General features: G+C 73.6%; 9 protein-coding genes and 1 tRNA gene. 5 read left to right on the top strand and 5 right to left on the bottom strand.

Annotated elements, in window-relative coordinates; translation table 11 throughout:
• Positions 1-23 precede the first annotated feature (23 nt).
• The 3 genes from ACIPM1_RS11380 to ACIPM1_RS11370 all read left to right on the top strand — a co-directional run bounded on the left by ACIPM1_RS11380 (position 24) and on the right by ACIPM1_RS11370 (position 3,330).
• Positions 24-1,076: an aspartate-semialdehyde dehydrogenase gene (locus ACIPM1_RS11380; RefSeq protein ID WP_402432192.1), complete on the top strand. Its 1,053-nt coding sequence runs from the start codon at positions 24-26 to the stop codon at positions 1,074-1,076.
• A gap of 506 nt (positions 1,077-1,582) precedes the next feature.
• Entirely contained in the window at positions 1,583-2,158 is a 576-nt protein-coding gene (locus ACIPM1_RS11375; protein WP_402432939.1) for a SigE family RNA polymerase sigma factor, read from the top strand.
• Positions 2,155-3,330 carry a hypothetical protein gene (locus ACIPM1_RS11370; RefSeq protein WP_402432189.1) on the top strand — a complete coding sequence of 392 codons (1,176 nt, stop codon included), beginning with the start codon at positions 2,155-2,157 and terminating at the stop codon, positions 3,328-3,330. The genes ACIPM1_RS11375 and ACIPM1_RS11370 overlap by 4 nt, the downstream gene beginning before the upstream one ends.
• 157 nt (positions 3,331-3,487) lie before the next feature.
• Here the strand turns inward: ACIPM1_RS11370 and ACIPM1_RS11365 are convergent, their stop codons facing one another.
• Positions 3,488-4,285: an SURF1 family protein gene (locus tag ACIPM1_RS11365; protein WP_402432186.1), complete on the bottom strand. Its 798-nt coding sequence runs from the start codon at positions 4,283-4,285 to the stop codon at positions 3,488-3,490.
• Between the two features lie 152 nt (positions 4,286-4,437).
• On the opposite strand from ACIPM1_RS11365, the gene ACIPM1_RS11360 reads away from it, so the two are divergent.
• On the top strand, positions 4,438-6,264 hold the full coding sequence (locus ACIPM1_RS11360; protein WP_402432183.1) for a prolyl oligopeptidase family serine peptidase: 1,827 nt from the start codon (positions 4,438-4,440) through the stop codon (positions 6,262-6,264).
• Between the two features lie 25 nt (positions 6,265-6,289).
• On the opposite strand, the gene ACIPM1_RS11355 is transcribed toward ACIPM1_RS11360, so the two are convergent.
• On the bottom strand, positions 6,290-8,230 hold the full coding sequence (locus tag ACIPM1_RS11355) for an NAD-binding protein (protein ID WP_402432936.1): 1,941 nt from the start codon (positions 8,228-8,230) through the stop codon (positions 6,290-6,292).
• Between the two features lie 726 nt (positions 8,231-8,956).
• Between ACIPM1_RS11355 and ACIPM1_RS11350 the strand changes: the two genes are divergently transcribed.
• On the top strand, positions 8,957-9,511 hold the full coding sequence (locus ACIPM1_RS11350; protein ID WP_402432180.1) for a DUF2231 domain-containing protein: 555 nt from the start codon (positions 8,957-8,959) through the stop codon (positions 9,509-9,511).
• Positions 9,512-9,616: 105 nt separating this feature from the next.
• Here the strand turns inward: ACIPM1_RS11350 and ACIPM1_RS11345 are convergent, their stop codons facing one another.
• The 3 genes from ACIPM1_RS11345 to ACIPM1_RS11335 all read right to left on the bottom strand — a co-directional run bounded on the left by ACIPM1_RS11345 (position 9,617) and on the right by ACIPM1_RS11335 (position 11,743).
• Positions 9,617-10,585 (bottom strand): ferritin family protein, encoded by a 969-nt coding sequence (locus ACIPM1_RS11345; RefSeq protein ID WP_402432177.1) that lies wholly within the window; start codon positions 10,583-10,585, stop codon positions 9,617-9,619.
• A gap of 265 nt (positions 10,586-10,850) precedes the next feature.
• Positions 10,851-10,924 (bottom strand) — tRNA-Pro (locus ACIPM1_RS11340).
• Between the two features lie 33 nt (positions 10,925-10,957).
• On the bottom strand, positions 10,958-11,743 hold the full coding sequence (locus ACIPM1_RS11335; protein WP_402432175.1) for a Pr6Pr family membrane protein: 786 nt from the start codon (positions 11,741-11,743) through the stop codon (positions 10,958-10,960).
• Positions 11,744-11,803 lie beyond the last annotated feature (60 nt).

The following is an 11,803-nucleotide window of genomic DNA, read 5'->3' as shown; positions in this document are numbered from 1 at the left end:
CCCTCGCACGGAGGCGTACGACGATGACCGTCCGACCGACGCTCGCGGTCGTGGGTGCGACCGGGGCCGTCGGCACGGTCCTGCTCCGGATCCTGTCCCAGCGCGCGGACATCTGGGGCGAGATCCGCCTGGTCGCCTCACCGCGCTCGGCCGGCCGCAAGCTGGCCGTGCGCGGCCAGGAGGTCGAGGTGGTGCCGCTCACCGAGGCGGCCTTCGACGGTGTGGACATCGCCCTGTTCGACGTCCCCGACGAGGTCGCCGCCCAGTGGGCGCCGGTCGCGGTGGACCGGGGCGCCGTGGTGGTCGACAACTCCGGCGTCTTCCGCTGCGACGGCGACGTGCCGCTGGTCGTGCCCGAGGTCAACCCGCACGCGGCGCGGCGGCGCCCGCGCGGGATCGTCGCCAGTCCCCACTGCACGACCCTGTCCATGATCGTGGCGCTGGGCGCGCTGCACGCCGAGTTCGGGCTGCGCGCGCTGGTCGTCTCCTCGTACCAGGCGGTGAGCGGTGCCGGGCGGGCCGGCGTCGAGACGCTGCGCCGGCAGCTGTCCCTGGTCGCGGGCACGGAGCTGGGCACCAACCCCGGTGACGTGCGGCGCGCCCTCGGGGACGACACCGGGCCGTTCCCGGAGCCGGTCGCGCTGAACGTGGTGCCCTGGGCCGGAACGCTGTGCGACGACGGCTGGTCCTCGGAGGAGATGAAGGTGCGGGACGAGTCCCGCAAGATCCTCGGGCTGCCGCGGCTGCCGGTCGCCGTGACCTGTGTCCGGGTCCCGGTGATCACCGCGGACTCCCTCACCGTCCACGCCCGCTTCGAGGACGAGGTCACCGTCGACCGGGCCCGCGAGATCCTCGCCACGGCCCCCGGGGTGGTCCTGTGCGACGACCCGGCCGCCGGTGAGTTCCCGACGCCCGCCGACGTGGTGGGCACCGACCCCACCTGGGTCGGGCGGCTGCGGCGGTCGCTCGACGACCCCACGGCGCTGGAGTTCTTCGTCTGCGGCGACAACCTGCGCAAGGGCGCGGCGCTGAACACGGCGCAGATCGCGGAGCTGGTGGCGGCCGAGCCGGGCTGAGTTTCGCTGTTACCCCGGGAAATCCCCTGACCTTGGCGTGAATCATTTGTAGGATTCAAGTAAGAGCGTGATCCGGGTCGATGGTCCGGACCGCTTGATCCGCGCCGTCTCGACGTCCGAAGATTTTCCTCCCCGCCCTCCGCAACCGCGCGGAGGGCGGGGAGCGTCTTTGCGGTCGCCCTGCGGGGGCGTGGACGCTCCGGGGCGTGGGGACGCGCCGGTCGATGAGGACACAGGGGAAGAGCGGGACGCATGTGGGCATGTGAGGAGCCGTCTGACGCGCTGCCTGACGCGAGAACGTTGTCGGCGGCACGATCGGACGCAAAAGTGATGCCCGGCACGTACAACCTCCGAGGGGGTAGACGTGTCCAACTGGCGTGGCAGAGGTACTCGACTTGTCCCCCGTGCTCTTCGAGCAGGGGGTACTCCCAGCGGCGCCCCGCGGCACGGCCCTGCGGCCGCCCCGCGCGGCGCTCCGTCCCCGCATGCCCGGCACGCCCGGCGGCATGCCGGTGATCGCGCCCATGCCCGCAGCGCGGCCCGCCCGCATACCGAACCAGCGTGACGGCGCCGAGGAGGGCGCGGCGGCCGGCACCACCGTCGACCACCTCACCGAGACCTACCGCGCCCACTACCGCTCGCTGCTCGGTCTCGCCGCCCTCCTCCTCGACGACACCGCCTCCTGCGAGGACGTCGTGCAGGAGGCCTTCATCCGCGTCCACTCGGCCCGCAAGCGCGTCCGCGATCCCGAGAAGACCCTCGCCTACCTGCGGCAGACGGTGGTGAACCTCTCCCGCTCGGCCCTGCGCCGCCGCATCCTCGGCCTGAAGCTGCTGTCCAAGCCGATGCCGGACATGGCGAGCGCCGAGGAGGGCGCCTACGACCAGCTGGAGCGCGACTCCCTGATCAAGGCGATGAAGGGCCTGCAGCGTCGCCAGCGCGAGGTGCTGGTGCTGCGCTACTTCGCGGACATGACGGAGGCCCAGGTCGCCGAGACCCTCGGGATATCGCTCGGGTCGGTCAAGGCGTACGGCTCGCGCGGCATCGCGGCGCTGCGCGTCGCCATGGAGGCCCCGGTATGAGCGAGCACGGCCAGGGGCGCAACTCGCACGAGCGGCACGAGCCCTACGCGTGGCACGAGCCGACGCGGCCGCACGAGCAGGACGACACGCAATCGCACGCTGGGAACGGAACCGTGAACCACAGCCCCGACGAAAAGGGCCCCGAAGGGTTCGACTCGGACGAGCTGGATCTGCGCAGCATGCTGCACCAGGCGGTGCGGGACATCGAGCCGGCCGACGGCACGCTGGACCACCTCCGCCGTGCGGTGCCGGCCCGGCGGGCCCGCAAGCGGCAGGCAGCCGTCGGCATGGCGGCCGCCGCCCTCTTCATCGGCACCGCCATCCCGGCCCTGGTGCACGTCTCCGGCTCCACCGGCTCCGACGCCAACCCGGCCATCGCCGGCCAGGCCTCGCAGGCGCAGGGCGGCACGGGCGAGGGCAAGAGCCCGGACGGCGGGGCGGACACCGCCGGCGGATCCTCCCGCCGGACCTCGGAGCAGGACAAGGGCGGCGGCAAGAAGGACCACAAGGGCGGCACGGCCACCGGTACCGGCAGCGGATCCACCGGCGGCACCGGCACCCCCTCGACCGGCACCGGAACCAGCGCACCGGTGTGCGCGGCGGCCCAGCTCGGCTCCGCCACCGCCACGGTCGACGCCCCGGACTCGGCGGGCGTGGTCTACGGCACCTTCCACATCACCAACATCTCCGCCACCAGCTGCACCGTCGGCGGCCCCGGCGGCGTGACCCCGCAGGCGCAGGGCGCGGCCGACCCGACGAAGATCAGCGTGGTGGCCCACACCTCCGGCGACGCGGCGGCCGGACTGCCCGACCCCTCCACCGAGGTGGCCGGACTGGTGCTCCTGCCGGGCTCGGCGTACGAGGTGAAGTTCGCCTGGGTGCCCTCGGAGACCTGCCCCACCACGGGCGGCAGCACCGGCACCACCGGTGGCACGGAGACCGGCGGGCCCTCGCCGGAGCCGTCGCCCAGCCAGGACGCGAGCGCGACCGGCAGCACGACCACCGGAACCGACCCGGGCACGTCTCCGCAGCTGATGACGGAGGGCGGAACGGCGGACGGAAGCGTCGTGGTCTCCCACACCCCGGAGGCGGGCTCACCGACGGTCTCCACCGTCGTGTCGAACGCCTGCGCGGGCACGATCTACCGGACCGGACTGCTGGCGGCGTCCTGAGGAGTGGGGGGCGCGTGACGGCGTTGGCGCGCCGCACGGGCCCGTGCCCCGGGTGGCGGCACGGGCCGGCCGGTCCGCCGCCCCCGGCATCCCGGCGCTCACACCCCGGTGCTCCCGCCGCGAGGCGCGCACCGCGGGGCGGCGCACGCCACGGCGCTCACACCGTGGCGTGCTCCTGGTCCTGGCCCTGGTCCGAGTCCGGCAGCAGGCCCAGCTCGGCGTCACGGGCGTACTCGACCTCACGCCGCACCAGCCGGAACCACATGAACACCACGAACCCGGCGAAGACGAACCACTCACCGGTGTAGCCGAGGTTCTGGAAGGCCTTCAGGTCCAGCCCGGTGTTCGCCGGCGCCGTGGCGGGCACGGCCTTCATCCCGGAGTCGCCCTCGCCGAGCGTGATCCAGGCGTCGTACACGTCGTACGGCACGAGGTTCACCAGGGAGGCGGCGCTGATCGCCCCGGTCTGACCGGCCGGGAGGCCGCCCTGGGCGCCGACCCCGTTGTCCCCCGGTGTCTCGGACGCCTGGAGGGCGCCGGTGACCGTGACCTCGCCGGCGGGCGGAGACGGAGCCTTGGCCGGGTCCGCCTTCCCCGGCAGCCAGCCCCGTACCACCGGCAGCGCCTTGCCGGAGCCGGTCCGCAGCAGCGTGAGCACGTAGTACCCGCTCCTGCCGTCCAGCTCGCGGTCCGGGACCAGCAGCTGCTTGCCGTACCGGCCGGTGGCGGTGGCCTGCCGGCCGGACGTCCGCTTGTCCACCGGCAGCAGCTCGGCCACCGGGCGCGCCGCCTCCCGGCGGTCCGACGCGGCCCGGGCGCTCGCCGTGCGGTGGTCCTGCACCCGCGCCTCGAACCGGCTCAGCTGCCAGGACCCCATGAACACGCAGAAGGGGATGGCGAGCAGCACGAAGACGTTGATGCCCCACCAGCGGGGCGTCAGCAGAAACCGGTACACGCCCTCAACGGTACGGGGCCGCCGGGCACCACCGGGCCGCGGGGGCGGCTCCGAGCGGGAATCGTAAGGGGATCGGAAGGGCCCGGTCGAAGTTGTCCACAGGCTGGGGGCCCCGACAGCGCATTGTCGGCCGGAGCAGGCACTATGGGGCCATGACTGAGAGCAACGGGTCCGACGCGCGGGATCAGCGGGAACAGATCGAGGGGATGCCGGAGTGGGAGAAGCGCTTCCGGGCGCCCCGGGTGTCGCTGCCGGACTGGGCGGAGGACGCACCGGACCGCTCCCTGTTCGTGTCGAACGCGACGGGGACGTACGAGCTGTACGCCTGGGACCGGGCCACGGGTGAGCAACGCCAGGTCACGGACCGGCCGAACGGCACGACGGACGGTGTGCTCTCCCCCGACGGCCAGTGGATCTGGTGGTTCGACGACAAGGACGGCGACGAGTTCGGCGTCTGGCGCCGCCAGCCCTTCACCGGTGGACCGGACGAGCCGGCCGCGGCCGGCCTGGCCCCGTCGTACCCGGCGGGCCTGGCGCTGGGGCGGGACGGCCGGACCGCGGTGGTGGGCCGCTCCACGGACGAGGACGGCACGACCATCCACCTCGCGCGGGCCGGCGGGACCGTCGCCGAGATCTACCGCCACCGCGAGTCGGCGGGCGTCGGCGACCTCTCCCACGACGGTTCGCTGATCGCCGTCGAGCACACCGAGCACGGCGACGCGATGCACTCGGCGCTGCGCGTGCTGCGCCCGGACGGCACCACGGTCGCCGAGCTGGACGACACCAAGGGCGGCACCCAGGAGCTGGGCCTCGAGGTGCTGGGCTTCGCGCCGGTCGACGGCGACACACGGCTGCTCATCGGTCACCAGCGGCGCGGCCGCTGGGAGCCGCTGGTGTGGGACGTCGCCACCGGCGAGGAGACGGACCTGGCCCTCGACCTGCCCGGCGACGTGAGCGCGGAGTGGTACCCGGACGGCACCGGGCTGCTCATCGCGCACAGCTTCGAGGCCCGCAGCGAGCTGTTCCGCTACGACCTGGCGAGCCGCGAGCTCGCCCGGATCGCCACCCCGCCCGGCACGGTCTCCGGGGCGACGGCCCGCCCCGACGGCAGTGTGGAGTACCTGTGGTCCTCGGCGGCCGAGCCGCCCGCCGTGCGCTCCACCACGGGCGAGGTGGTCCTGGACCCGCCCGGCATGAGGTCCCCGGGGTCGGTGCCGGTGGAGGACGTCTGGGTGGAGGGCCCCGGCGGCCGCATCCACGCCCTCGTGCAGCGACCGGCGGGCGCGACCGGGCCGCTCCCCACCGTCTTCGACATCCACGGCGGCCCCACCTGGCACGACAGCGACTCCTTCGCCGCGGCCCCGGCCGCCTGGGTCGACCACGGATACGCCGTGGTCCGGGTGAACTACCGCGGCTCCACGGGCTACGGCCGCGCGTGGACCGACGCCCTGAAGCACCGCGTCGGCCTGATCGAGCTGGAGGACATCGCGGCCGTGCGCGAGTGGGCGATCGGCTCCGGCCTCGCCGACCCCGAACGCCTGATCCTCACCGGCGGCTCCTGGGGCGGCTACCTCACCCTGCTCGGCCTCGGCGTCCAGCCGGAGGCGTGGGCGCTGGGCATCGCGGCGGTCCCGGTCGCCGACTACGTCACGGCGTACCACGACGAGATGGAGGCGCTGAAGGCCATGGACCGCACGCTCCTCGGCGGCACCCCGGAAGAGGTCCCCGAGCGCTTCGAGGCGTCCTCGCCCCTGACCTACGTGGACCAGGTCAAGGCCCCGGTGTACATCTCCGCCGGGGTGAACGACCCGCGCTGCCCCATCCGCCAGATCGAGAACTACGTCAAGCGCCTGGACGCCCGCGGCGCCGTCCACGAGGTCTACCGCTACGACGCGGGCCACGGCTCGCTGGTGGTGGACGAGCGCATCAAGCAGGTCCGCCTGGAACTGGACTTCGCGGAACGCCACCTGCCGAGATAGCCGACGGCCCCGTGCGGGCGGGCGCCTACGCGCCCGCCCGCTCCCGGCCCCGGCGCCCCAGCAGTTCCGCCAGGCCCCGCCGGGTCGCCGCCAGCACCACGCGGTCCTCGGCGCGCAGGACGCAGGTGCCGGGCAGGTTCCACACCAGCCCCGAGGGCCGCCCGGTGTCCTCGGCCGCCGCCTCCGCGGCCGGCTCCCGCCGCTGCTGCGCCGTCAGCCCCGCCTCCAGGGCCAGCACCCGCCAGTACCCCGCGCGGAACGCCTCCGCGACCGTCCGGCCCTCCAGTTGCGGGTGCCCGCCCACCTCCACGGCCGCGAACAGCAGCACCCGCCGCTCCACGGGGATCGCCCCGAGGATCTGCCGCCCGAACATCGCCCCGGCGAACGCGGGTGCCGCCAGATGCGACACGCTGCGGCTGCGCGTCAGCGCGTGCGGGTGCGCGGCCCGCAGGGTGCGGTACACGGCGGTGGCGAAGTCGTCGTCGTACAGGCGCAGTACGACGCGCAGGTCGGGGCGTACCGACCGGGCGTACAGCACGGCCTCCAGGTTGGTGGTGTCGGCGCTGGTCACCGCGAGCAGCGCATGGGCGCGGTGGATCTTCGCGGCCTCCAGGACGCCCTCCTGCGTGACGTCCCCGAGCACCACCGGCACCCGCAGCCGCCGGGCCGTCGCCAGCCCCCGCGCCTCGGGCCCGGACTCCACGCACACCACCGGAATGCCCAGCTCCCGCAGCCGCGTCAGCACCCGTGTGCCGATCTTCCCCAGCCCCAGCAGCACGACGTGGCCGCCGAGCCCGCGCGGCGGTTTGCGCAGCGCGGACGCCGACCGGAAGGTCCCCAGCGCCTCCAGCACCGCGGCCAGCAGCACCGGCAGCAGCAGCAACCCCACCAGTCCGGACAGGAGTTGAAGTATCTGCCGCCCGGTGGACTGGCCGAGGGCCGGGTCGTCGATGGCGAACAGGTCGAGCAGCGTCAGATACAGGGCGCGGAGCGGATGGATGCCGGTCACCACCCACGACGCCACCGCCAGCGCGAACACGCATCCCACCAGACCCGCCAGCGACCACCGCAGCCGCCGCGAGAACAACGACGTGAGCGACGGCACGACGCCGGTCCCGCGCCCCGCGGACAGCGCCGGACCGGCGTACGACACCTGCTCCAGCACCACGGTCCCGCGCCCGGTGGCCTCGCGTACCGCCGCCTCGTCGGGCAGCAGCCGGGGTCGCTGCTCCCCGCTGCCCTCGGAGCCGTCCGCGCCCGCCGGGTCGGTGCTGGTGGCCGACAGCAGCGCCAGGGTGCACAGCCCGGGATCGGCGACCTCCCCCGGCGCGGGCGGCGGCCGTTCCACCGCGCGCAGCAGCAGCCCGTCGGTCTGGACGACCTTGCTGGTGCCGGCGACGGCGCTGGCGGCCAGGGCGGGCGCGGCCGTGTCGGCGTCGGACAGCACGGTCGTGGACGCGTCGGCCCAGGAGGTGTCGTCGCCGCCGACGGCCAACACGGCCGCCTGATCGAGGAGTTCCTCGATGTGCTGCCCCAACCGCCGGTTGTACAGGCGCAGGACGAGCCGGAGGCGCGGGTTGATCCGGCGGGCGGTCAGGGCGGCGCGGATGTTGGTCTCGTCGTCGTCGTACACGAGCGCCAGCGCGGCCGCCTGCTCCACGCCCGCCGCCACGAGCACGGCGTCGGTCAGCTCGGCGGCCTCCAGGAGGTGATCGGCCTCAGGGGCCGGCCCACCACCGTTGGCGCCGGCGCCGTTGGCGCTGTTGCCCCCGTTGCCGCCGGCCCGGCCCACGGCGGCGCTGACCACCCGGTCCAGCAACGCCGAAGCGGCCCGGCCCCGGCCGACCACCGGCGGGCGGACACCGCGCTCGGAGGGCGGCACCACCAGCGTGACCTGCTCACCGTAGACACCGCGCAGCTCGGCGGCCAGCCGGTGCGCGAGTCCGTCGTCGCCGCACACCACCATGTGCGCGCCCGGGTAACCCGGCGCACCCCCTTGATACGGAACGCTCCCCACGAGAGAGAAGACTGCCGCACCGGGACGACCGGTTCCAGAACCGCTCCCTGAACGGCCGCCGGAGGCCGGGTGTCCGCAGGCAGGCGCGTCGCCTCGGCCCGTTTCCCCGGGCACCGCCTGGAGGAGGTTCGGGACGCCGCAGGCACTGGCCGGGAGGTCCGCGTACGCGGTGAGGATCGCGCGGGTGTCGCGCAGGGAGGAGCGCAGGTCGCCGGCCAGTTCCCAGGCCTGCTCGTGGTCCCGGCACGAGCGGTCCGCGGGACGCCGGCTCTCCCAGTCCTCCAGGACGGGATGCCAGGCCGCGAGCAGCGGGCGGATGCCGTAGTTGAGCATGGCCACCGCGAGGTAGCCGAAGTTGTTGCGGTCAGTCTCGCGCTGGTTCTCTCATGGTCGTCGCTCTTCGGCACGCCCTCATCCCACCGTCACCCGCGTCCGCCGGCCACCCCCGCGCGCCCCGAGGAGAAGACGGAGGCGAAGACCGAAGTGCGCGAGCCGATGGCGGACTTGAACCCGCCCGGGCAGTTCGACGCTCTGGGGCCGTTCGTCCCCGGTCGGTACTCCATACGCGCGCACAATTCCTTCCCCCGCCCACTCCCATCGCACAATGCCCGAAATGGCAGATTTCGGGGCGAACGCATCTCACACGCTCGTCACCTGCGCGCCGGAGGAGTTTCCGTGAGTGTTGGGTTGTTCAACGGCCTTCCCAGCCACCCCCTCTTCGTCCACAGCGCCGTGGTGCTGGTCCCGCTGACGGCGCTGGTGCTCCTCGTCTGTGTGCTGTGGCCTTCGGTGGCGCGCCGACTCGGCTGGGCACTGCCGGTTCTGGGGGCGCTCACCCTCGCTCTGGTGGTGCTGACCACGGAATCCGGCGAGTGGCTGGAGGAGCGGGTGCGGGAGACCGCGCTGGTGGAAGAGCACGCCGAGATGGGCTCCGACCTCACTCCGTGGGTGATCGCCCTGTTCGTGCTGACGGTCGCCGTCCCTCTGCTCGGCCGCGCCGGCTCTCGCTGGGGGCGTGAGCGCAGCGGTGCGGCCGGGAGTTCCACGGAGGGTGGGACGTCCGCTGTGGCTCGACGGGCCTCTTCCGTTCCGGTGCGCGTCGCAGTGCTGGTGCTCGCCCTGGTCGTGGCCGTCGGCGCGGGCGTCGAGGTGTACCGGATCGGGGACTCGGGCGCGAAGGCGGTCTGGCAGGGCCGGTTCTCGAAAAGCGAAACGGGCGGCAAGGAGTGACGCGGCGACAGCTGCTTCACCGGCAGCCCGCGCCGCACAGGTGAAGCTCGACCGGCCGGACGTTCCTGCCTGGTGTCCGGCCGGTCTCGCGGCTCGGCCGAAGCGTCACCGCAGCTGGTTGAGCGCCTGCTGGAAGGCGGCCGCGTGCTTGGCCTCGTCGGCGGCCGTGTCGCGGAAGTAGCGGGCGACGGCGGTGCTGCCCACGGCCGTGGCCCGGTTGGCGAACCCCGGGTACAGGGTTCTCGCTTCGCCGCGTTCGCCGGCGACGGCCTTGCCCAGGTTCTTCCTCGTCGTGCCGACCAGGCCGGCCAGGACCGCTTCGCCGGCGAAGTGCTCGCGCAGCTCGACCCCGGCGGTGCCCTCGAACAGCCGGGCCAGTGCGGGGCGGCCGGTCTGCCGCGCCCGGGCGGCGTAGAGCATGTACTTGGCGTGGGCGAGCGCCTCGCCGTGCATGGCGGTGTCGAGGTTGGTCCGGGTGCGGGCGGCCTTGACCTTCGGGAGGCCCGCGGGGACCGAGACCGGGCTGGCCGTCGGCGGTGCCGGAATGGTGCCGCGGCCGGTGGTCACCACCGTCAGCGCGGTGCGGTAGGCGTCGCGGTGGCGGCCCTCGTCCGCGGCGAGCTCGGTGAACAGCTTGGCGGCCGCCGGGTCCCCGTCCGCGCGGGCCTGACGGGCGAAGCCGCGGTACATGACCTGGTGCTCGTACGACTCGCCGTTGACGGCCTGGCGCAGGTTGGCCGCGTTCGTGCCGACCGTGCCGGCCAGGACGGCCGCCTGGCGCAGATGCTCGTTCAGCTCCGTCCGAGCGGTGGCGCGGAAGAGCCGGCCGACGGCCGGGTGGCCCTGGCGGTCGGCCTCGGCGCCGAAAAGGCTGTACGAGGCGTAGGCGAACGCCTCACCCTTCATGGCTCTGGTCAGGTCGGAGAGTGTCTGTGCGCGAAGGGCGCGGGGGGTGGTGCGCGTGTTCCGGTGCTGATCGGCCGGCACGGCCAGGGCCACGGTTGTGGCCGCCTGGGACGCGGCGGTCAGTGTGCACAGCCCGACCAGAAGCGGACGTATCGAATGGCGGAGCATGATGCCTCCTTCGGGGCGCGTCCGGATGTGAGCGCCCCTCCTCATGCCACCCGCACTCGTACACCCCTGCCCCTTCACGTAACCCTTTCGAGTGAGTACGCACAGTCATCACATGGTCGGTTCGGTCGCCGGGACCCGCCTGTTCCAACGGCGCGACCCCGTTCCGGCGAACCTGCGTCCGTCCCCCGATCGGCTCGCCGCACTCCGTCGCCGCAGGCACGACAGAGGCCCATTCGCGATCACGCGAATGGGCCTCTGACCAATGTCGGGGTGGCGGGATTTGAACCCACGACCTCTTCGTCCCGAACGAAGCGCGCTGCCAAGCTGCGCTACACCCCGATGTCGCTGCTTGCCGCGGCGACGTCGTTTACTTTAGCCCACCGGTGGCCGGAGACGAAATCCGGTTTTGTAGCGACGGCGTACGGGGTTCGGGCGGGTGTGGTCCAGGACCACGAGGAGGACGGCCAGGGCGTAGAAGGAGAGGCCCAGCAGGAGGGCGTTGCCGAGGACGTGCTTGTAACCGTGCCGGACGACGTCCAGGAACGGGTACAGGTAGCGGTCGGGTGTGCCGGGGTGGAGCAGTTCGCCTCGGGTGAGGGAGAAGGCCAGGTAGGCCAGGGGGTAGAGCATCCATGCCGCCGCCTGGCGCAGGTGCAGGCGGTCGGGGGTGGTCAGCAGGAGCCAGTCCAGGAGTGCCGCCACCGGGGCCGCGGTGTGGATGATCGCGCCGGCCGCCGTCTGCCACACCGTGTGGGTGCCCGGTGCGCCCGTCAGGGAGAACGGCGTGGCCGTGCGGGTCAGCAGCAGGTGGTAGACCAGACCCGCGATGACGGCGTAGAGCAGCGCCGCGCCGGTCAGTGCCGAGGGCACGGGGCGGCGGGCGGTCCACGCCCTGCGGGCCGAGGAAGTCATGACGGCGGCCAGCAGGAGGGCGGCCTGGATCGCGAAGTGGCTCAGGACGTGGCCCGGGGGGCCGATGGCCACCTCGACGGCGACCGCGGCCGCGGTCGCCGCGGCGACCAGCAGGCGGTAGATCGCCGTCCAGGGGCGTCGGGTGGGCTCCACCACCGCGGTCGCGGGGACGGCGGAGGGCATCAGGACGGGTATGCCCGGGATCGCGGGGAGATCCGGTATGTCCCTGGGGATCGGGGCGGTCATGCCCTCACGGTAGGGAGAGGGGAGGAAGGGGGCGATTCGGGTGCGCTGTCCGAGTTACGG

The sequence above is a fragment of the Streptomyces sp. NPDC086766 genome (assembly GCF_044746005.1).
In the GTDB taxonomy this organism is placed as follows: domain Bacteria; phylum Actinomycetota; class Actinomycetes; order Streptomycetales; family Streptomycetaceae; genus Streptomyces.
This window is presented reverse-complemented; position numbering and strand designations above follow the sequence as displayed.